General features: G+C 52.8%; 26 protein-coding genes, 1 tRNA gene and 1 pseudogene. 11 read left to right on the forward strand and 17 right to left on the reverse strand.

The window, feature by feature from the left end:
- Positions 1 to 19: 19 nt before the first annotated feature.
- The 3 genes from Q0824_RS01330 to Q0824_RS01340 form a co-directional block, all read right to left on the reverse strand.
- Positions 20 to 652 (reverse strand): CBS domain-containing protein, encoded by a 633-nt coding sequence (locus Q0824_RS01330; RefSeq protein ID WP_298446971.1) that lies wholly within the window; start codon positions 650 to 652, stop codon positions 20 to 22.
- Positions 653 to 728: 76 nt separating this feature from the next.
- Positions 729 to 2,633 (reverse strand): FAD-dependent 5-carboxymethylaminomethyl-2-thiouridine(34) oxidoreductase MnmC, encoded by a 1,905-nt coding sequence (gene mnmC, locus Q0824_RS01335; protein ID WP_298446972.1) that lies wholly within the window; start codon positions 2,631 to 2,633, stop codon positions 729 to 731.
- Positions 2,626 to 3,237: a peptidylprolyl isomerase gene (locus Q0824_RS01340; protein ID WP_298446973.1), complete on the reverse strand. Its 612-nt coding sequence runs from the start codon at positions 3,235 to 3,237 to the stop codon at positions 2,626 to 2,628. Before Q0824_RS01340 ends, mnmC begins: the two co-directional genes overlap by 8 nt.
- Positions 3,238 to 3,453: 216 nt before the next feature.
- Between Q0824_RS01340 and Q0824_RS01345 the strand changes: the two genes are divergently transcribed.
- Positions 3,454 to 4,197, forward strand: a complete 744-nt coding sequence (locus Q0824_RS01345) for a pilus assembly protein PilB (RefSeq protein WP_298446974.1) — start codon at positions 3,454 to 3,456, stop codon at positions 4,195 to 4,197.
- Here the strand turns inward: Q0824_RS01345 and Q0824_RS01350 are convergent, their stop codons facing one another.
- The 3 genes from Q0824_RS01350 to flgA form a co-directional block, all read right to left on the reverse strand.
- Positions 4,198 to 4,668: a flagella synthesis protein FlgN gene (locus Q0824_RS01350; RefSeq protein ID WP_298446975.1), complete on the reverse strand. Its 471-nt coding sequence runs from the start codon at positions 4,666 to 4,668 to the stop codon at positions 4,198 to 4,200.
- A 7-nt stretch (positions 4,669 to 4,675) separates the two neighbouring features.
- Positions 4,676 to 5,002, reverse strand: a complete 327-nt coding sequence (gene flgM, locus Q0824_RS01355) for a flagellar biosynthesis anti-sigma factor FlgM (RefSeq protein ID WP_298446976.1) — start codon at positions 5,000 to 5,002, stop codon at positions 4,676 to 4,678.
- A gap of 197 nt (positions 5,003 to 5,199) precedes the next feature.
- Entirely contained in the window at positions 5,200 to 5,901 is a 702-nt protein-coding gene (flgA, locus tag Q0824_RS01360) for a flagellar basal body P-ring formation chaperone FlgA (protein WP_298446977.1), read from the reverse strand.
- A gap of 188 nt (positions 5,902 to 6,089) precedes the next feature.
- Between flgA and Q0824_RS01365 the strand changes: the two genes are divergently transcribed.
- Genes Q0824_RS01365 through Q0824_RS01375 form a run of 3 tightly spaced genes read left to right on the forward strand, consistent with a single transcriptional unit; the run spans position 6,090 to position 9,080 of the window.
- Positions 6,090 to 7,019: a chemotaxis protein CheV gene (locus Q0824_RS01365; RefSeq protein ID WP_298446978.1), complete on the forward strand. Its 930-nt coding sequence runs from the start codon at positions 6,090 to 6,092 to the stop codon at positions 7,017 to 7,019.
- Positions 7,020 to 7,058: 39 nt separating this feature from the next.
- Entirely contained in the window at positions 7,059 to 7,886 is an 828-nt protein-coding gene (locus Q0824_RS01370; protein ID WP_298446979.1) for a protein-glutamate O-methyltransferase CheR, read from the forward strand.
- Positions 7,887 to 7,889: 3 nt separating this feature from the next.
- On the forward strand, positions 7,890 to 9,080 hold the full coding sequence (locus tag Q0824_RS01375) for an MFS transporter (protein ID WP_298446980.1): 1,191 nt from the start codon (positions 7,890 to 7,892) through the stop codon (positions 9,078 to 9,080).
- Here the strand turns inward: Q0824_RS01375 and Q0824_RS01380 are convergent.
- Together Q0824_RS01380 and Q0824_RS01385 are read right to left on the reverse strand one after the other, a co-directional pair.
- Positions 9,028 to 9,696, reverse strand: coding sequence for a cupin domain-containing protein (locus Q0824_RS01380; RefSeq protein WP_298446981.1), 669 nt, complete (start codon positions 9,694 to 9,696; stop codon positions 9,028 to 9,030). The two genes, Q0824_RS01375 and Q0824_RS01380, sit on opposite strands and share 53 nt — an antisense overlap.
- A gap of 72 nt (positions 9,697 to 9,768) precedes the next feature.
- A complete protein-coding gene (locus tag Q0824_RS01385; RefSeq protein ID WP_298446982.1) occupies positions 9,769 to 10,299 on the reverse strand; it encodes a hydrolase in 531 nt (176 codons plus the stop codon).
- Positions 10,300 to 10,509: 210 nt separating this feature from the next.
- Between Q0824_RS01385 and Q0824_RS01390 the strand changes: the two genes are divergently transcribed.
- Positions 10,510 to 10,600 (forward strand) — tRNA-Ser (locus Q0824_RS01390).
- 44 nt (positions 10,601 to 10,644) lie between these two features.
- On the opposite strand, the gene Q0824_RS01395 is transcribed toward Q0824_RS01390, so the two are convergent.
- Positions 10,645 to 11,514 carry a LysR family transcriptional regulator gene (locus Q0824_RS01395; RefSeq protein ID WP_298446983.1) on the reverse strand — a complete coding sequence of 290 codons (870 nt, stop codon included), beginning with the start codon at positions 11,512 to 11,514 and terminating at the stop codon, positions 10,645 to 10,647.
- A 93-nt stretch (positions 11,515 to 11,607) separates the two neighbouring features.
- Here Q0824_RS01395 and Q0824_RS01400 point away from each other — a divergent pair, with 93 nt between their 5' ends.
- Complete coding sequence (locus tag Q0824_RS01400) at positions 11,608 to 12,108, forward strand: lactoylglutathione lyase family protein (RefSeq protein WP_298446984.1); 501 nt, start codon at positions 11,608 to 11,610, stop codon at positions 12,106 to 12,108.
- Here Q0824_RS01400 and Q0824_RS01405 read toward each other — a convergent pair.
- Positions 12,102 to 12,791, reverse strand: a complete 690-nt coding sequence (locus Q0824_RS01405) for a haloacid dehalogenase type II (RefSeq protein WP_298446985.1) — start codon at positions 12,789 to 12,791, stop codon at positions 12,102 to 12,104. The two genes, Q0824_RS01400 and Q0824_RS01405, sit on opposite strands and share 7 nt — an antisense overlap.
- A gap of 163 nt (positions 12,792 to 12,954) precedes the next feature.
- Here Q0824_RS01405 and Q0824_RS01410 point away from each other — a divergent pair, with 163 nt between their 5' ends.
- Entirely contained in the window at positions 12,955 to 13,569 is a 615-nt protein-coding gene (locus tag Q0824_RS01410) for a TetR/AcrR family transcriptional regulator (RefSeq protein ID WP_298446986.1), read from the forward strand.
- A 91-nt stretch (positions 13,570 to 13,660) separates the two neighbouring features.
- Here Q0824_RS01410 and Q0824_RS01415 read toward each other — a convergent pair whose 3' ends face one another.
- From Q0824_RS01415 to Q0824_RS01425, 3 genes are all read right to left on the reverse strand, one after another.
- Positions 13,661 to 14,215, reverse strand: a complete 555-nt coding sequence (locus Q0824_RS01415) for a carboxymuconolactone decarboxylase family protein (RefSeq protein WP_298446987.1) — start codon at positions 14,213 to 14,215, stop codon at positions 13,661 to 13,663.
- Positions 14,216 to 14,617: 402 nt separating this feature from the next.
- Complete coding sequence (locus Q0824_RS01420) at positions 14,618 to 14,881, reverse strand: hypothetical protein (RefSeq protein WP_298446988.1); 264 nt, start codon at positions 14,879 to 14,881, stop codon at positions 14,618 to 14,620.
- 14 nt (positions 14,882 to 14,895) lie between these two features.
- The gene (locus Q0824_RS01425; protein WP_298446989.1) at positions 14,896 to 15,216 is read right to left on the reverse strand and encodes a 2OG-Fe(II) oxygenase; all 321 of its coding nucleotides are present in this window, start codon (positions 15,214 to 15,216) and stop codon (positions 14,896 to 14,898) included.
- Between the two features lie 108 nt (positions 15,217 to 15,324).
- Here Q0824_RS01425 and Q0824_RS01430 point away from each other — a divergent pair, with 108 nt between their 5' ends.
- On the forward strand, positions 15,325 to 15,663 hold the full coding sequence (locus Q0824_RS01430) for a MarR family transcriptional regulator (protein WP_298446990.1): 339 nt from the start codon (positions 15,325 to 15,327) through the stop codon (positions 15,661 to 15,663).
- A pseudogene (locus Q0824_RS01435) lies at positions 15,663 to 16,292 on the forward strand (siderophore-interacting protein); the annotation flags it as partial. The gene Q0824_RS01430 and the pseudogene Q0824_RS01435, both read left to right, overlap by 1 nt.
- Positions 16,293 to 16,313: 21 nt before the next feature.
- Here the strand turns inward: Q0824_RS01435 and Q0824_RS01440 are convergent.
- Positions 16,314 to 16,913 (reverse strand): DUF938 domain-containing protein, encoded by a 600-nt coding sequence (locus Q0824_RS01440; RefSeq protein ID WP_298446991.1) that lies wholly within the window; start codon positions 16,911 to 16,913, stop codon positions 16,314 to 16,316.
- Positions 16,914 to 16,957: 44 nt separating this feature from the next.
- A complete protein-coding gene (locus Q0824_RS01445) occupies positions 16,958 to 17,905 on the reverse strand; it encodes an AEC family transporter (protein ID WP_298446992.1) in 948 nt (315 codons plus the stop codon).
- Positions 17,906 to 18,036: 131 nt separating this feature from the next.
- Between Q0824_RS01445 and Q0824_RS01450 the strand changes: the two genes are divergently transcribed.
- Positions 18,037 to 18,441, forward strand: coding sequence for a DUF1330 domain-containing protein (locus tag Q0824_RS01450; RefSeq protein WP_298446993.1), 405 nt, complete (start codon positions 18,037 to 18,039; stop codon positions 18,439 to 18,441).
- A 9-nt stretch (positions 18,442 to 18,450) separates the two neighbouring features.
- On the opposite strand, the gene Q0824_RS01455 is transcribed toward Q0824_RS01450, so the two are convergent.
- Together Q0824_RS01455 and Q0824_RS01460 are read right to left on the reverse strand one after the other, a co-directional pair.
- Positions 18,451 to 18,801 (reverse strand): AzlD domain-containing protein, encoded by a 351-nt coding sequence (locus Q0824_RS01455; protein WP_298446994.1) that lies wholly within the window; start codon positions 18,799 to 18,801, stop codon positions 18,451 to 18,453.
- Positions 18,794 to 19,498, reverse strand: coding sequence for an AzlC family ABC transporter permease (locus tag Q0824_RS01460; protein ID WP_298446995.1), 705 nt, complete (start codon positions 19,496 to 19,498; stop codon positions 18,794 to 18,796). Before Q0824_RS01460 ends, Q0824_RS01455 begins: the two co-directional genes overlap by 8 nt.
- Positions 19,499 to 19,585: 87 nt before the next feature.
- Here Q0824_RS01460 and Q0824_RS01465 point away from each other — a divergent pair, with 87 nt between their 5' ends.
- The gene (locus Q0824_RS01465) at positions 19,586 to 19,837 is read left to right on the forward strand and encodes a hypothetical protein (protein ID WP_298446996.1); all 252 of its coding nucleotides are present in this window, start codon (positions 19,586 to 19,588) and stop codon (positions 19,835 to 19,837) included.
- Positions 19,838 to 19,918 lie beyond the last annotated feature (81 nt).

Below are 19,918 nucleotides of genomic sequence, written 5' to 3' on the forward strand. Positions count from 1 at the left end.
ATGTCTGCTGCTTTAATGTCTAGACAGTGCCTTGTTGCCCGCTGGCACTGGCATACAGGCGAAGGTAGTCTGTGCTGGTAACAATGCCCACGGGCTCGCCTCTGGCATCAATTACAAGGGCAGCGTTCAATTGGTGTGCCAGCATGAGCCTGGCTAATTGGTGGGCATCTGTTTCGGGAGAGGCCGTAAGGAATGCCGGCAACTCTATTTGGGTCAGGCTGTGGCTCATGGCATCGGCCTGATGTTCGTGGAGCCATGCCAGGAGCCATTGCTGTGCTACAAGCCCTGCAATGTGAGTATCGGCAGTAACCACCAGATGATTGGCGCCTTGCTCTTCCAGCATGGTGATTGCTTCAGCCACCGTCCCAGAGGCGGGCAATGAGTAAAGCACAGGTGAGCAGATGGACGATACTGGCAGATATGGCCGTTGGTCCTTGCGCTCGCCTGAAACGGCTGCGCCATACTCTTCCAGCGCGCGATGTCGGCCTGACCGCGCAGCAAGCTGAAATTCGGCATCCGTAGCTTCGCCACGTTCAGGATCGATGGGTTGACCCTCTGTCAGCTCACTGACATCACCCACGCGCCGCCCCCGAAACACTTCCGGCAACCTTGTCCCTACTGGACGACCTGGTTCGCTAACAAAAATGGACACCTGTCTTACCCTCTGGAGAACAGACCTATCTGTTAAGTGTATCGGCGCCTTGGCGCAGAGCATTAGCTAAAATTGATTACGAAGACGCCACGTTTGGCCTATGCATGCGAGCAGTAGCCAGCCTTTTTGCCAAAGACCCAGGCAGAGCCGTTGGCTGTCCGGATATCTGATCTGCCATAAACTCGGCAAGCAAGGGGGCATAAGTAAGGCCCTTGCTGCCTAACCCTGTAAAAAGGTAAAGCCCTGATACTGCTACTCCGGACCCATCATAAAATGGCCCTGCTACGGGCTGATAATCATGGGTTGTGCACCGAAACCCGACACGGCCCGTAAGCCGCTCTGGCAGATCGCTGCTCGACATGTCTGGTGACAGCATTTGCGGAACCATGGCTGAAAGCGCCCTGATATTTTCCCGATGGCTTTCGGTTGTGGGCTCGGGCTCGCGGTCGTGAAGATCAAACGTTGCCCCGATAACTGCCTGTCGCTGTCCCTCAAGACCGTGGGCCGGATTGAGATACCGGGCTCCACAGATAACAGCACTGGGGCTGGCGGCAAGCGCTTCAGGTAGATGAGTGACCTGGCCTCGAATGGCCTTGAAGCGAAATGCACCCGAGCCAGGAATCAGCTGTGGGCTCAAGTGCCCGGCACAGATCACAACACGGTTTGTCTGAATGTTCGGGCTGTCAGTGTTTGTTGTGGCAAGGTGCCATTGGTCTCCAGTGGCAACCATTTTCGTGATAGAACAACCAAACATTTTGTGTATGCGAGGGTGCATGGCAAGCGCTTTGCAGAGCTTGCCTGGCTCAAGCCAACCGCTGCCCGGAAACCATAGTCCGCCGCTCTCCAAGGCTGCGCCGGTCAGTGTTTCTGCCTCTTCCCGGGATACTTGTCGCAATACATCTTTTGGGTACTGGTTGCGTTCGATAAACCGGCGCTGGCGATCCTGCTCGCCGTCACTCCAGGCAAGTTGAAGCAGCCCGGTCGGATGCCAAAGCAGCCCTCCCTGGTTGCTGTAATAACGCTGGCTGAAGGTTAGTGCTGAGAGTGCGAGTTCGGTTTGGTGATTAAATTCCACACCCAGTTTGACGTACATAGCACCCTGAAGGTTTCCAGATGCCGCCGATCCAGCATCGTCTGCAGCGTCCACGAGCGTGACGGAGTAGCCTCGTTGCGCGAGGTTGTTTGCAAGCAGGCAGCCTGCAATACCAGCGCCAATTACAGCAACAGACATGCCCGGTTCCGCGGGCTTGCTCTGCGCGGGAGAAGGCCCCTTGCCGGGCTGGAAGACGCCACAGAAGCTATCTGGCTGACTGTCGGGGCTGTTGCAGGCCTGTTTGAGAAAGCCTGCTTTCTCAAGTGCAATCTGGCAGGCTTGGGTAGCTTGCGGAGCGGCGAGGGTAGTGCCGGGCCTGCTGAACTTGCGGATATGGTTGGTAGTCTCTTCCGGGCACGCTCCCCGGCTTGCGGCGGGTGAGCCGACATTAAAAAACCATGCATCAGCCAGAAAAGAAACTGTGTCGTAAGCTTCATGCATAGCACCAAATATAAGGGTCAGGCGAACTCTGCCACCCTCCAGCACCAGGCGATGGGTGCCGCGAATCAACGCCGGATAATTGGCAATCAATTCATCCGAAAACTCGCGAAGTTCTGGCCGACGGGAAAGAACTTTTTCAAGATCCTGTCGGCTTAGGGGAAAGCGGGCTGCTGAGATAAAGTGCAGGGTGGCTGAGTGTGATGGGCCAAAAGCTCGCCAGGCCTGCCACGCGGCAAGAAAATTAAGGCCCGATCGGAAGCTGTTTTCAGCAACCACAAAACAACCTGCCTCCGGAAGCGCGGCAAAACGTGCTGGCAGGTCATTGAGTTTGATGTATGCCTGGCTGGATTCTGACACGTCATTGAACCAACCCAGCTCCGCCGGCGTTATGGCGGGCGGAGCTGGCGACGGGTTCGTAGGGGTGTCTTGCTGTGTTGGTTTATTCAACCAGAGTAACGCTTTCGATGATGACAGGATTCACGGGCACATCGGCCATGCCCCGAACACGTGCAGTTTTCACTCCGGCAATATTGTCTACCACCCCCATTCCCGCGGTTACCTTTCCGAAAACGGCGTAGCCGGCTCCTCGAACACCTGCGTTGAGGAAATCGTTGTTTGCGACGTTAACGAAAAACTGGGACGTGGCTGAATCCGGGGCGTTTGTCCGAGCCATGGCAACCGTGCCACGCAGATTAGGCAAGGTTGCTGAGGCTTCGTTTCGGACCGGCGAGCGGGTTTCCTTGCGGGCCATGTCCTTTGTGAAACCGCCACCTTGAACCATGAAACCCGGAATAACCCGGTGGAAAATCGTGCCATCAAAAAAGCCTTCGCGAGCGTACTGCAGAAAATTTTCTACGGTCTCCGGTGCCACGTCTGGGCGAAGTTGCAGTTCTATAGCCCCCTGGTTAGTCAGGATGCGCACTTTAGGCAGCGCCTGATCTGCACTATCCGCATCGGTTTGGGCGCTTGCGTTAAGTGCAACGAGCGACAGGCCAAGAAACATAAGTACGACCTGGAACACGTTGCTAAAGGGTTTTACCAAATTTGTCATTGCCGGGCTCTCGCTTAGTATAGTAGTGAGTGAATTTCCTGTAATAATCAGGGGGCTTCATGAGTGCTCCGATCTTAACAGATATGTTTGTTTTTTCGGGACACACGCCCGCGCAGAATGTGCGGTTGTCAGCTAATATTTTGATGGTAGTTAAGCAGTAACATACTCACCGGGTCGCGTTGTACGGTAATCACTGTGGGAAATGGGAGAGGCTTAGTGAGATTCCATAAAGGGTTTGAGGAAAAGTCACGGCTCGGGCGACTGCTGGTCAATCGCGGTTATTTGTCTGAGAGTCAGGTTGACGAGGGCCTCAGATTACAGCGTGAGAGCGGCACCCGTCTGGGTGAGGTGTTCATTGCGGCGGGCTGGATAACCGAGAAAGAGCTTGGCCGTGTGCTGAAGCATCAGTCCCGTTATCGCAGTGCGGCGGCAATGGTTACCATGGCAACGCTTCCATTTCAGCCATTGGTGACATTTGCCGCGAGCAACAACGCCAATGCAGCTCAGGCGGCAGATGCCGGTGAGTTGTTTGATGCGGCAGGAATGTCGCCCCTGACAGAGGATGAGCTCTCTGCCGTTGCAGGGCAGGGCAACAGCTCTCTATTCGATCGGGTTGAGATGGTTAGTGGTATGGCTGGCGGCTCTGGTTCTGACGAGGGCGCTGGCCAAGTGGAGCCTGATGTCATAGAGGGCATGAAGCTCACAGCCAATGTGTTTTTTCCGGTACTCAACGTTCTGGACTCAGATCTTACGATCACCGGAGTCCATTATCGCGACGGGGAGCCGCGCTACACGGTGGCTGAGAATGGCCGGGTAACCATGGCATTCCCGGAGCGCATTGAAGAGATTCGAATGGACAATATTCGGGTCAGGGGTGGAGGTAGCCCGTCCATGGGCAACGTCAGTATTCAGGACATCAGCTTTCACCCCGACTCCAGAATGACTATCTATACGAGATAATCAGGCGCTGGCAAGCACCGTTCGGCTTGATACGGTTGTTTGCTGGCCCTTTGCACCATAAAGCTTTTGCTGGCCCGAGGCGCCCCGGAATATGTCTGTAAGCCGGGTTAGGCGTTTTTGAAGATGGTTTATAATGCGCCCGTTGTTCTCATTAAGAATATGGCACTCCCGAAGCTTTGAATCGGCTTCTTGCCAAAGGGCGTAAAGCTCATCAAGCCCGGCACTGCGGATAAAGCGGGAAGGGTCACCAGAGTCTGGCCGAAACCCCATTGCTACAAGCGTGCGGATTTTTTGCTTGGCACGTTCTCGAATTTCTCCCAAAACTGCGTTCTTTTCTCGAGTCAGAGTGTCGAGTGCTTTGGTATCGGAACCGGATAGGCAGGTTTTTTCGTTCTTCAGGATGTCCGCCAGGGTTTCAAGCTGACGGATATCCAGCGAAAGGAGATTCTTCAGATCATCAATTGCAGCCATGATTTACTCACCCAAAAATGCTTTCATCCATATCAAGCATTTTCTGGGCCAGCTTTTCTGCATCGATTTTATAAGTGCCGTTTTCCAAAGCTGAGCGAATCTGCTCAATTCGCTCATCGTCCATTTCAGGGTAGTCCCCCAGCTTCTGTTCCAGCTGCTTGAGGTTCCTGGCCTGGCTGCTCAGATTCACGTTTTCGCCGCGGGCACTCTGAGCCTTCGCATTAGCCTGCTCGGGGGCGGCTGGCTTGGCGCTCTGGGTGTTGGCGGACTTATCGGCCGTGGTTCTCTGGGTGTTGACCTGGCCTTGGCCAATTCCATTTAAGTCAACTGACATATCAATACCTGCTTTACGGTTAAGCCACACTTTGTGTGGGCTGACTCTGGTTTATATCCATTTAACGGCTAGTGGCCGATATACTTTAGGATCAATTTATCGAATCTTGTTAACATTTTGTCACACTTCTGATGCCGTCCCGGGCAAGGAGCTTCGCCGGCATAAACCTGCCGGCGGAAAGAGTTTGCCATGGGGCCCTACATTGGCACTTCTACATGGCCGGGGGCTGTTACGTTCGCTTTTACCGTGCGAGATGAGCCAAGGTTTTCTATAAGTACCTGTTCGCCCACCGACGCATTGGCCAGAGCCTTGCCGCGTGAGCGCACTGAAAAAGCCCCGCGGCGGGCGGTAATGATAACATGGTCGCCCCGGCTGACAGCGTTAGGTGCGTCGAGAAGGTCCGGGGTGAGCACCGAGCCGGCATTCACGGGTCGGCGTACGATCATACCTTCAACCATTTGTGAGTCGGTTATTATTCCCCGTCGGCTGGCATTCACTACAACAGATCGGGTTTCAAGCATATTAGCCGTTACGCGCTCACCTCTTCCGAACGGGCGGGCAGCAACCAGTGCAGGGCCGTTAATGGAAACCGTAGTCGTTACAAACATACGCCAGGGGCGTTCGCCGGCGCAGGCTATCTGAACTGAGGGGTGCTCGCTTTTCCATGGATCGCCAGTGAATTCTATAGCCAGATCTGCAGAGCAGGGGGCCAGCGCCAGCCTGCTGTCAATGTTGCCGGTTTCGAAGGTGACGTTATAGCCCCTGCTGGCTTGCGCTGTGGCAAAGGTCTCAAGAAATGCTGTTGTTGCTTCGCGTATCTCGTCGGCGGTTGTTTTCGCCTGTGCCGGGCTTGCAACCGCTGCTACGAGAATGGTCCATACTAAAAGCTGGGTGCGCATATCTGCTGGTTTGTCCTATGCTGACAGTAATACGGCAAATACCACTGAAGATGCCTAAGGATTGCGGCGTTCCGGCCGTTAAACAGGCCTAACCGCTTGCAGGCGACGTTATTGCGTCGCTCTGACAACTCAACGTAATAGAAAGCAAAATGTATGCCGGTGATACAGGCCGGCCAGGGGAGACTGCGATGGCAGGGGTATTGGACAGTGTAAATCAGCGCACGCAGTTGGTCGGGCAGAACCGCCTTGAGCTCCTACTTTTTCGTTTGCGTGGCCGCCAGATATACGGCATCAACGTGTTCAAGGTTAAGGAAGTACTGCAGTGCCCCAAGCTGTATTCCATGCCTAACAGCCGTGCAGTGGTTCGTGGTGTGGCGCACACGCGGGGCGAGACTATTCCGGTTATTGATCTTGGTATGGCTATTGGTTTGCCGGGGATACCTCAGGAGGACTTGCCCAACAGCTTTGTGATCATCACTGAGTACAATCGAAAAACCCAGGGGTTTTTGGTCACTGGTGTCGACCGGATACTGAACATGAATTGGGAAGACATTCTTCCTCCCCCAAAAGGGGCAGGTAAGGATATCTACCTTACAGCTGTTACCAAGATTGATGATAAGTTGGCAGAAATCATAGATGTAGAGAAGATTCTTTCTGAGGTGTCTCCGATTAGCCACGATGTGACCGAGGCAGTTCGGAACAAGAGCGCGGAAAGAGAAGCCGGACACCTGCCAATTCTTGTGGTGGATGACTCTGCTGTTGCGCGCCGGCAAATTGAGCGTTGCCTTACGGCCATCGGCATGGAAGTGGTTTTGAGAAACGACGGGAAGCAGGCTCTCGAATATCTCAAGGAAGTGACAGCGGATGGCTCCAAGGCAACCGATCATTTTTCATTGACTATCTCGGATGTAGAAATGCCCGAAATGGACGGGTATACACTGGTTACACGAATCAAAAGTGATCCCGCACTCAGTGGGCTCTTTGTTATGCTCCATACTTCACTGAGTGGTGTATTCAACAAGGCGATGGTTGAGAAAGTCGGAGCTGATGATTTCATGGCAAAGTTCAGCCCGGATGAGTTGGCTGAGCGGGTCATGGAAGTGTTAGATCAGGGCTGAGGCTTTTTCGACAGGTAATTCATACAGAACTGAGATCCAATGAAAGCAGAAATTACCCCACAGGAATATGAAGCCTTCAAGTCGTTCCTGCAGGATGCGTGTGGTATTTTGCTGGGCGAAAACAAGCAGTACCTGGTGAAAAGCCGTTTGCGGCGGATACTGGAAGAGAACGATTTGAATTCTCTGGGTGATCTGCTCGGGCTTTTGAGGAAGTCTGGTAGGGCGAGCCTTAGAGAGGTGGTCATTGATGCAATGACCACCAACGAGACCCTATGGTTTCGTGATAACCACCCGTTCCGTATCCTTCAGGAACAACTGCTCCCCGAGTTTGCCGAACGTTCCGCGGCAACCCCATTGCGAATCTGGTCAGCTGCCTGTTCTACAGGTCAGGAGCCGTACTCGGTCGGGATGATTGTGGACGAGTTTCGGCGTCAGAAGCCCGGGAAATTGCGCAATGTGAAGGTGACTGCGACAGACATATCCAAAAGCGTGCTTGAAGTCGCCCGCCGGGGTGAGTACGAGATGATCGCTATTGGCAGAGGATTGTCGCCAGAACGACAGAGAGCGTTTTTTACACCTTCCGCCAATGGCGGCTGGCAGATTCGGCCCGAAATCAAAAGCATGGTGGAGTTCAAAGAACTGAACCTCCTTGAGCGGTATATGTTGGGAAAATTCGACATTGTGATGTGTCGTAACGTGTTGATCTATTTCTCTGCCGATCATAAGAAAGATATCCTGACCCGCATACACGCCACCCTTAATTCCGGGGGGTATTTGATTTTGGGTGCGTCTGAATCCCTCAATGGCTTGCCCGATCTTTACGAAATGGTTCAGTGCCACCCCGGAATCATTTACAGGAAAAAATAAGCGATGCCCTTCAACGTATGGGTGCTGGTAGCTGCACAGGCATTGGCCATGTGCACGGCGCCCTTTATCGTGTTTATCGGAAGCATTCAGGGGCGCCTTCTGGCGCCGGCCCCGGAGTACGCAACCCTGCCTGTCGGATTGGTGGTGGTGGGTACTGTGCTCGCCATCAAACCAGCCACCTGGTTGATGGAGCGCCTGGGGCGCAAGCGCGTAATGCTGCTTGGAACGTCCATGGGTATGGTGGCGGGCATCCTGGGTGCTCTGGCATCCTGGCTGGCCCTGTTCCCATTGCTTTGTCTGGCGGCAGTGGTTGGTGGGACCGGACTGGCAGTGGTGCACCAGTATCGCTTCGCTGCGATGGAATCAGTGCCTGCCAACATGGCTGGGTCAGCTGCTTCACGGGTTTTGCTTGGCGGGCTTATTGCAGCCTGGCTTGGGCCTGAGATTGCGGCACTTGGCAGTGGGGCCGGAACGGATCATCCATTTCTCACAAGCTGGCTCGCGCTGTCGTGCGTTCAGTTAGCAGCCCTGGCAATACTGAGCCTGGGTTATCGTGCGAAGAGTGAGCTGGTAAGGCCTGCTCATGCCAACGGCGGCGGCCGGCCTATGAAAGACATTCTCGCCAACCCTCTGATTTGGGTGGCAATCAGCGGTGCAGCGATTGGCTATGCCGTGATGAGTTTTATCATGACGGCAACGCCACTCAGCATGACTGAAATGTCGGGGCATGATCTGGACGACGCCAAGCGTGTTATTCAGCTGCACATCATGGCCATGTATTTGCCATCGCTCATCAGTGGCTGGCTTACACGGGTTGTGGGTATACCACTTATGATGGCAGCAGGGCTTCTTGCGTATCTTGGGTGTATTGTTCTGGCCGCCAGCGGCATAGAGTTTCACCACTACCTTTCGGCATTGGTGCTATTGGGTATTGGCTGGAACTTTCTGTTTGTGGGTGGCACTACACTGTTGCCGAGGGGTTATACAGATGCCGAACGATTCAGGGTTCAAGGTCTGAATGATGTGTTCGTGTTCGGCTCCCAGGCCACGGCGGCTTTATCGGCCGGTGTCATACTCTCATGGGTTGGCTGGTCTGCGCTTGTGATGGTTGCTGTACCCTTCCTGGTCATCCACGGGCTGCTTATGGTGTTCTGGTTAACTCGAGGGGCAGGTGGCCGGTCTTTACCCAGATAATTGTTTCTTGCTCCACAAAAGGGTGGTGCTGACTCATGTGAGGGCTTCGCATCCATGTACCCTGGGGATAGCGCCCATGGTCATCACAAAACTCACCAGAAATAACGAATATCTCTTCGCCTCCGAAATGTCTGTGGGGCTGGAACTTCTCATTGGCTGGCCACTTAACAAGTGCCACATGCTCGTGCTCAAATTCATGCAGTGGCATTACTTCAAGGCCGCCGATTCCTGGTAGCCAGTCGGTATTTTTTGTATCAATCTGCACTGTTTTAAGATCCCGTTCATTAAACTGGTGCAGCTTTACCAGCAGCGTGCAGCCCAACTGACTGAATGGCGCGTGTCCACTTCCGGGTGGGTTGCGCAGGTATGTGCCGGCAGGGTAGTCACCGTTTTCGTCGGAAAACATGCCTTCCAGGACCAGTATTTCTTCACCGAGAGGATGCTCGTGCCGACTGAATGAAGCGCCCGGGTCGTAACGCACAATACTGGTTGCGTGGCCTCGTTCTGCCTCCTCTCGGGCAAGCGGCTTTCTGACCACGCCCCCTGCGGGGCTGGGAGACCACTCTTGTTCACCGGTGCGGATGACAACCTTGCGGCCAAAATCCATATTCAGCATTTTATGCCTCTTTAATAAAAGTCGAACCGTTCATTACGACGCAAAACTACGAGTGGATGGGCGGGTTTGCGGCTATTTGATTAACGCTTGAATATCACGGAAGGCGGGGTGCTTGCAGTGCCCCATCCATTCAAACGCGACCATCTCGACCGTGACAATACGAGCACCGCTCGCACTGAGCCGATCAAGTGCCACGTCCCGATCAAATTCATTCCGCGAACCCGTTGCGTCAGCAACAACCCATACCTTGTATCCGGCATCAATCAGGCTGAGAGCCGTTTGCATCATGCACACATGGGTCTCGCAGCCAGCAATAATAATATGCTGCCGGCCTTCTGGCAGGCTTTCCACTAATCCGTCGGGGCAGGCGTCAAAGTGGTACTTTGCAAGAGTATGGTGACAAAGTTCTTTGATGGCTTCCACGTTAGGCCCCAGCTTTTCCGGCAGCTGTTCGGTGGCTACAACGGGTATGTTCAAAAGCCCTGCAACGGTTGCAAGGGTTGTGCACCTGTCTACTACATCCTGGCCGTAGGCAATGGCTGGCATCAGCTTCTCCTGAATATCTACCAGCAGAAGAATCGATTGGTCGGGTTTCATTAGCATGGACAGCCCCCAAGCTTGGTTAACATACTGAACAGATTGGAAATGCCATGATACTCCTAACGTGAATAGTGAGCACGTTACTGCCAATTATTGGTGCAAACCGGAAATTTTGCCGGGATTTATCCCAAGGGAGTTGCCAAGCGCCCCTAAAACCATTAAAGTTTGCGCCCTCAAATGAGCGACGATATTGCTGATTTGAAACAGGTTATTGGAGAGGTGGCCGAGTGGCTGAAGGCGCACGCCTGGAAAGTGTGTATACGTTAATAGCGTATCGAGGGTTCGAATCCCTCTCTCTCCGCCAATACGAAACCCCAGCAGAAGTGCTGGGGTTTTTTATTGGGCGTCTCAAAGCCACTTTCTGGCCTCGGCGATCACTGTATTCATTCTATTCTGCAAAGACTGCTCACGCCGAACTACAAGGTAAAGGGTCTCACTGACTGGTTGCGGCAATTGATGGCTTTTGATGGAGTTTGGCCGATTAAAGGCCTCAACAGCATGCGCTGGCAATACGGTAAATCCCAATCCCATGCTCACCGGTTCCAGGATCAGGCTAATCTGGTTCGAGAAGCCTTTCTTTTTGAACAGGTTGCTGTGTTGAAACTGGGGGAAGTTCGCGCTGAGTAGCATGCTGGCATGATGAGTGCCGTCAGGGTGATCGATAAAGCCTAGCTGTGTTAATACCTCCCAGCTTGGGTCAACAACATTCGCAGGCGTGACCAGAAGCAAGGATTCATGTGCAATTGCTTGGCAGCACACTTTTTCAAGGGTTGGCGCGCTGGTCATGAATCCAATATCGGATTTATAGTCCGCAATAGTCCTTTCAACATCTGTGTTGGGGGCAAACCGGTAATCAATGACCAGTTCAGAATGCTGGCTCTGCAACCCAAGAAGGTGCGGGTAAAGCTTTAGGCCTACGCTTCCAGGCGACATCACCCTCACTAGCCCTTTGTATGGGGGGTCCTCCGCTATTCTTTGATCAAGGCTCGACAGCGCCTGAATGAGCGTTCGCCCTTCAGCGTAAAGGCGTTCACCTGCATCTGTGAGTGAAAACTGCTTACCGTCCCGTAGAAGTAGCGCCACTCCTAATTGATTCTCCAGCTTCCGTATATGCTGGCTGACGCCAGATTGGGTCATGTGGAGGCGCTCAGCTGTGCGAGTGAAGTGGGCTGTTTCAACCAGGGTGCAGAAACTGCGTAGCCATGTCGTGTTGATCATTACCAAATGTACTCATCGTGATGCTAAATGATAATTTTACGTAATCACTCTGCGTTTGTAACCTGATGCAAGGTTTAAACAGGAGAGCAGAGCATGAGTAACGTATATCCAAGAAACTTTTCACACATTGGGCTTTCAGTCCCCAGCCTGGAAGAAGCGGTCAAATTTTATACCGAGGTGATGGGTTGGTATCTGATCATGGAACCGACTGAAATCGTCGAGGATGACAGCCCCATTGGTGAGATGTGTACAGAAGTATTCGGAAAAGGATGGGGGAGTTTTCGAATTGCTCACATGTCGACCGGTGATCGGATTGGGGTGGAAGTGTTCCAGTTCAAAAATCAGACCGACCCGGAAGATAACTTTGAATATTGGAAAACCGGCATTTTCCATTTCTGTGTGCAGGATCCGAACCTCGAAGAATTGGCTGATCGAATTGTTGCAGCGGGTGGCAAGAGGCGAATGGAAAAGCCGCGGTATTACTACCCCGGCGAAAAGCCCTATCGCATGATCTATATGGAAGACCCGTTTGGTAACATTGTGGAGATTTATAGCCACAGCTATGAGCTGATATACAGCGAGGGTGCTTACTGAAGACCGATGATCTGATCGGCGAGGGCGGCCAGTTCTGGTGCGATAAAATCCGGAACTGGCACACCTGGAGCTGGCAGCATGGCGTTGCCGGAGCGGGTAATAAATGCTCCACGGCAACCAGCGGCCTGAGCACCTATGGTATCCCAAAGATGGCACGCAACGAGGCACAGATCAGCCGGTTTGACTGCCAATTCCTGTGCGACCAGGCTATAGGTTTCGGGTGCTGGTTTGAATTTACCCGCCGCATCAACGCTGAAGTTACGTTCAAAAAAATGACTCAACCCGGCCGTTTCCAAAGGGGTAGGCGAAGCACCGCTGGATGAGTTGGTCAATGTCACCAATCGGAACCCAGCGTCGCGAAATCGGGTCAAGGCCGGTGCTGCGTCTGGGTGGGCCGGCATAGTGCTCATGCGTTCCTTCAGCTCTGCAATATCACCATCTCCGACCGTTACCTGATGAATATTGGCGATCATCCGCAGTGTTCCCACTCCAAGCTCACCAAAGGGAACATAGATGCCTGACAGCGTGATTGTTTGCGAGTAGAGGATCAGCTGGGCGAACCACTCTCTCAGAATGTGGCCATCACCGAAAATGCGATCAAACAAAGGTTCCAGTGTTGTTATATCGAGCAGCGTTTCGTTAACGTCGAAAACGAAAATCGACGGAAATTTGTCGTGTGCCATGGGGTGTATTCCTTCCGTCATTACAGATTCAGCCCGATGTCTGAATGGACACCTGTCTCACTCACTGTAGCTGGACTTGAATGAACGCTCAATATAAAATTGAGTAATCATTCAAGTTGTCACCGCGTTGTATCGCGGCCCTGTAAAACACTGGAAATGACTTATGGCGCGCGCATCAATTCACAACCGGCAAGATTCGCTTGAACGAGCCCTTCACCTTTTCTGGCAAAAGGGCTTTCATGCCACCTCGCTGAAAGACCTGGAAAAGGCCCTCGACATGCGGCCGGGCTCCATTTATGCCACCTTTGGCAGTAAGGATGGTCTGTTTCAGGAGGCGTTGGAGCGCTATGCCCGCCTTGGTCTGGCTGAACTGGACCGCACCTTTCAAGCTTACGAATCACCCTTGGCAGGGCTGGCGGCCTACCTGCGTGGTCTTGGCGGGATATGTGATAAAGAGTTGCCAAGCCGGGCCTGCATGCTGGTGAAAAGCCTGCTGGAACTTGGCGAGCGAGAACAAATTGCTCGTGATAAAGCTGAAGAGTTACTGGCGGGTATGGAAGCGCGCTTTGTTGATCAATTTGCTGAAGCCAAGAGAGTAGGGGAGCTGGATAGCAGGCTTGATCCCGTTCGGCTTGGCCGACGGCTACAGGCTGAGATAATGGGGTTGCGGGCGTTTGCACAGCGTGATGTCGATAGTGCAGCCGTGCATGCGCTTGCGGAAGACATGGCTCAGTCTCTGGAAGAGCTGCGAGTTGATGAGATTGCAGAGATAGTATGATTCTTAGTGCGTATCTGCTTGCTTTCGTTGCTACACAACATGCGGTCAAGACGGGGCAGCCACAGAGAGCTGCCTCTGACTTACGGTTTGGTTAATCTGCCTTGTGCCACTCAAATTTCTGGAACGGCTTGTCTATCGGCGTGACAGCAAGGTGGTTGGTGTAGTTGCTGATGGTCTTCTGAGCCAAACCAAGAACAACCTCCAGGATCTGGCGTTTGGTGAATCCTGCTTCAAGAAATTTTGTCACAACATCGTCATCAACGTTGCCACGGCCACGCACGATGGCGAGGGTGAAGTTACGCAGCGCTTCCAGTCGATCAGTGGGCAAAGGCGTTTCGTTGCGCAGGGCCTCTGTGATGGCGTCATCAACGTTCATGCTTTTGGCGATGCCGGTGTGAGCTGGAACGCAATAATGACATTCATGCTCGACGTTGATGGTCTGCCATACCACCGTGGTTTCCTCATCATCAAAGCTGCTGTCGAGAAACAGCTGGTGGAGGCGTTGATAGCCTTCCAGGAGCCCGGGCGCTTCTGCCATGACCGCATGCAGGCTCGGTATCATGCCAAAAGATTTGAGAGAGGTGTCCAGCAATTCCTGACTCTTTTCCGGAGCACTTTCTTTATTGTGAAGGGTAAAGTCTGCCATAGAGTAGCTCCTCGTATTTAGGTGGATAGAATTTCGTTCGCTTTGATTGCCGGATGTTACCAACTTGAGTGATCACTCAATTTAGGGTGCAACTATTCGACAACCAATTCGAGAACAGACGATAACTTAACTTGAGTGATCACTCAAGTTAAGTTTGATCAATCGCTCAGAAATGTATGGTGGATGGTTGAGGCTGATGAGTTAAGGGTTCAGTGTGATCGTGCTTTTCAGTTGCTGGAATCTTCGGGCAGGTTTCTTGCTCTGACAGGTCTTTCAAAATTTTGGCGCATTTTATTTTCAGGTGATCTCTTAGAAGGCGCATCGCTGGTGTGATGGACTGCCGGCTGGGGCAAATTAACCATAGCTCTGATACTCGTGGCCTGAATTCCGGCATTACGCTAACTATTCGGCCTGCCAAAATGCCGAAAACCTCAGGGCGGCAAATGCAGAACTGGAAACCGGCCGTGCCGTAGGCAAGGTTGTTCCGGAAGGTTTTTGAACCTTAACGACCTGCGTTTGAAAATTTTTAATAGAGAGAACAAACGGATGACTAAGCTTGCCATGATTGCTCATATCACGTTCCATCCCCGACCAACTCAAAGCAGTTGAGGGTTTCACCTTGGTCACATTGGCTAAGGCACTGGCTGGAACCTTGGAATAGGGCACCAGCTGTCATGCCGCTATTGTTGGTCAGCCGAGCCCCAGGGTGCGTGCAGCGCGATACTGAGCAGTACGCGCTTGCCACGCTTGATGGTCGACACGCTGTGATCATATAGATCGGGTCGGAACAGGACGACACGATTAAAAAGAGAGAAGATAGCTCGGTCGGTCTCGAAAACGCCGCCCTCTGCAGGTTTTGTCACCACAAAATTCAGTTTGTAGTAGCTTCCGTCCGCAACGGGGTCGTTGTGACGTCTTACGCTATGACCTTTGGGATAGGTGACCAGATTGACGCTTAGGCGCTGGGTGTTGAGTAAGAAGCGGTTGGTGATACGGTTCATAGTGAAGTCTCCGAAAGCGAAAGAAAACAGTGTTTGGTGGGATCTTGAGTGATCGCTCAAATGTTACACTTTTTGTTAAACCATCGCACCTGAGATTCAGTCGCCAGGGTGCTCAAGGCGATCTGCCGGAATGATCAGATTACCGCTCAATCCATTGCGAAACGGATGCAGCGGGACAAGGCTCAGATCACTCGTGCACTCAATGACTTGATCAGAGACGGGCTGATCGTTGAAGCGGATAATCCGCTGGATCGTCGCAGCCAACTGCTGAACCCCACATCTGAAGGCCGGGCAGTGATGACTAAACTGGATTCCGTGGAAGAGTGGGCGGTGCAACAATTGACCGCAAAGCTTGAGAGCGATGAGCTCGCGTTTTTCCTCCGCATCAGTCAGACGATGGCAGATAGCGCGAAACAGGTTGGAAATGCTGAGAAGGAGGAGTCCTGATGTCTAAACCTGCACCAAGAACTCTGGAGGTGGTTCGCTCCGCCTACATCACTCCACATATGCTGCGTTTAACGCTTGGTGGTTCGGGATTGGCCGACTTTCCGGAGGACCAGGAAAGCGCTTATATAAAGCTTGTTTTTCCGCAGTGCGGGGAAGCGCGACCGTTGATGCGTACCTATACCATCAGCGGACAGCGCAGCAATGAGATAGACGTGGATTTTGTGCTTCACGCTGCAGACGGGCCTGCATCAGCATGGGCCGGTAGTGCGAAACCCGGAGACCAAATTCTCGTGGGTGGGCCGGGGCCTAAAAAACTGATCAATAGGCACGCAGACTGGTACCTTCTGGTGGGGGATATGACAGCGCTACCGGCAATCGCAGTCAATCTTGCTCAGCTGCCGAAAGATGCCCGGGGCTACGTAGTTATTGAAGTAGTGTCAGGTGAAGACATTCAGCCGCTGCAGCATCCAGAGAATATTGAGGTTCACTGGGTTGTGAGCGCCACACCGGAAGTTGATGCCAGCACACTACTGAAACACGTTGAACAGCTTTCCTGGTTGCCGGGCCAACCGGCGGTCTGGGCGGCTTGCGAATTTCATAGCATGCGCGCACTTCGAGCATGTTTTAAGCAGGAACGCGATTTTCTTGGGTTAACCTTTTCTCCAGACCAGCAGCCGGTTGTTGGCCGGCATTTCGAAGTCGGATTCGAGGGTCAGTCTGACCGCATTGCCGATTCGTTTGAGGTCATCCATATCCCGAATACCCATTTCCGGTTTTCGCTGCTTCAGGTGAGCATCAAACTGTTGGTTGCTGGGGCTTGTAAATTGGCCTCTGTAGTTGAAAGGCCCATACAGACAGAAGGCTTCGCCCGAATCGAGAATGGCAGCCACACCCCGGAACATGGCCTCAACCTCAGGCCAGGACATGATGTGTGCTGTGTTGGCAGAGAAAACACCATTGATTGGCGGGAGTTGCCAGTCAGGCGCGCTGACATCCAGAGGCAAGGGGGTGTTGATATTAGGCAGGTTTGCATCCTCTAGCCAGGCCATGCACAGCTGGGCGTTACTTGGGTGATCGCTTGGTTGCCACTGAAGGTGCGGAAGGTGTTGGGCAAAATGAACCGCATGTTGCCCGGTACCTGTGCCAATCTCCAATAGGGTTCCAGGTTTGCGGAACACAGCTGCAATCTTTTCGAGAATAACCTGTTTGTTGTTCTCACAGGCTTGCGAATAGGGCTTTCCGTGAGTCATTTTGGGCTCTTATAGATTGTTGAAGGTTTGAGCGTAACAGATGTTTATATCAGGCCGGCGCCTTTCAGGACAAACACCCCCAACGTTATGGTGACACTTGCCATCAGTGTGGTTATCGCAATGATGTTTGCCGCCAAGCGGTCGTTACCACCAAGTGCTTTAGCCATCACAAAGCTTGCAGCTGCAGTAGGGCTGGCAAAGAACAGAAATAACAGCCCCAACTCAGGCCCGGAGAAGCCTACTGCCCAGGCTGCTCCGGTACACAGCGCCGGCAAGAAGACCATTTTCATCAGGGATGAACTAAACGCTATTGAACTGTCATTGCGAAGGGCGCTGAAGGATACCGTTGCGCCGATGCACAACAAGGCCAATGGAAGGGTAAGCGATGCAAAGTAGTCGCCGCTGGTAAGAACCCAGTTTGGAAGTTGAAGATCAAGCCAGGCCACGGGGACAGCTGCAAATACCGAAAGTATGAGAGGGTTGCGCAGTATGTCCTTGAGGATGCGGCGCCACTCCGGAGACTGTCCCGCCTGATAGGCAGTAAGAACAATCACAGAAAGTGCATTGTAAGAAAGAATCACTACGCCCAGCAAAATACTGCCCGCTGAAAGCCCGAAGTCTCCGTAAAGGTTTGCCGCCAAAGCAAGGCCGACGATGCCGCAGTTACCCCTGAAAGCTCCCTGCACGTAAACGCCCCGATCAGCATGGGGAACGCGCCAGCGTGCCCAAAACCAGGCAAGTGTGAAGCTGGCGAGTGTTGCAAACAGGTAGAAAACGAGAAGGCCAAGGTTAAGGGAGGTGCTTAGATCTGCCTTTATGATGCTTAGGAACACAAGCGTTGGTAGTGTGGCTTTGAAAACCAGTGCTGATGCAGTGTGCACAAAGGTGTCGTCTATCCAGCCGATGCGGCGCAACCCAAGCCCGATAAAAACCATAGCGAAAACCGGGAGGGTGGTTGCAAGAGTTTGCTGAAACAGATTGATCAGGTCCATTGTAGAGCGGCCAGTGAGCTGGAGAGTGAAGGTTCCATCATAGATCTGAAGGAACGTTAATGAAATCGCTTGCCGAAGCCTCTAACGGGTGGGCTATAGTATGGCAAAACCTATAATACAAAGGGCTCAGCATGAACGTCGTTAATCCCGCGCCGGAACAGCTGCAGAAAGTTTTGGCAGACACTCCAAAAGACCAGCCTGTCGTAATGCTCAACCTGCTACGGTTTCGCGATAAAGCCGATTACTCCGATGATTCTGGTGAGTGCAGTGGGCGCGAAGCGTATCAACAGTATATGAAAGAAGCGGCCGCTTGCGTGAGCGCCGTGGGCGCTGAAGTTATCTGGTCTGGCCGTAGTGTTGGTTCTCTTATTGCTCCGCCCGATGAGTCTTGGGATCAAGTGTTGCTTGTGCGTTATCCGTCAATCGATGCGTTTATGGCAATGATTCAAAGCTCTGAATACAAAGGCGTGGTCAAACACCGCACAGCCGCTTTGAGAGATTCAAGGCTGGTTGCCAATGTGGAAGGCCCGCGCTGAAGCAAAGCCTCAGCCAATAATCCCGGATTCCAATAGCCCCGACTGGCGTATCACCATATAGGTTGCTGTGCCTGCAGCAATAGAGAGCAGGGCATTGCGTCGCCACAGATGAACTATTACCACTAGAACTCCCGCAAGAATTGCATCAAATCCGGGTAAGACAGCATTCCAATCAGCCGAACGCTGTAAAAATACCGTAGCCAACAAAGCCATAACTGCCGCGGGCAGGAAGCGCCCCAGGTGTTTTACCAGAGGGTGCTCGGTATAGCGTTCGAAAAACAGAAACGGAATGATTCTCGTGGCGAAGGTCGCAGCGGCAGCAACCGCAATGAAGGCTGTGAGATAAACGGTATCAGACATGGCTGTGGCCTTCCGCAGCAGGCTTGGCGCGCAGGTTACGATACTGGAGTAAAAGTACCGCGGTCACTATCGCAATGGCGCCAATGAGCTGGTGTGCCGGTGGCAGTATTATCATGGCTACCCCTGCCGCCGCTGCGCCAACCCATACCGGGAACGCATCCCCCAGTGCCTTGAGCTGTTCAATTGTGAGCACAATGAACAGTGCAACAAGGGCAAATTCGATACCTGTGCTGTCAAACGCTACGTTTCGGCCCAGAAGAGCGCCAAGAATGCAGCCAATGACCCAGTAAACCTGATTGAATGCCGTTATCCGGAAATCAATGTCCAGTTCCTTTAGTGTGTCCTGTGATCGCGGACGGCTTGTAAGTAGTGAGTAGGTCTCATCGGTCAGGCCAAAAATCAGATAGAGCTTGCGCCAGCCGGCCCGCCGGAACTGCCCGAGTAGAGACAGGCCATAGAAAAGATGGCGGGCATTGAGTACAAACATCGCGATGAATACTTCCAGCAAACCGGCGCTGGCCGCTAAAAGGCTGACTGCCAGAATCTGGCCGGCCCCAGCGTAGATGACTACGCCCATGAGTGGTGCTGCCCACCATGCATAGCCCAGCTGGGTTGTGAACAGTACCCCGAAAGCCATGCCAAGCGGGAGGTAGCCAAAAAGAATGGGCAGTGTGAGTCGAAAAACCAGAGAGTTCATTAGCATCCAAACGTTCTGAAAGTGAAGGATGATAGAGAATCGATCCGAATTTTGAAAGTGGGTATAGTGGCCCCAACAGGAGATACTATGAATCATGAAGTCGGGCACCTGCCACAATCCGATCCCCGTGAGGAAAAGTTCATTGTAGACAATGAGTTGTTAACGGAGGATCAGTTGCTTGGTTTGGCAGAAGAGTACTGTACTCGCTACCATGGTCTAAACGATAACGAAAACCCCATGGCAGAACTGAGCCGCGTACAGGCTGCTATCAAGAGGGGTGATCTGGTGGTGTGGTTTGATCCGGTAGAGAACACTGCCGGGCTTGGCGTACCGGAATGAGCACTCAACCTCAAAGAGTATTTCGGTTTGCACCTACCCGGGGGCGACCGTAACCGGTACAATCGCGCAGTTCTTTGAAGC

Source organism: uncultured Marinobacter sp. (assembly GCF_947488835.1).
GTDB lineage: Bacteria > Pseudomonadota > Gammaproteobacteria > Pseudomonadales > Oleiphilaceae > Marinobacter.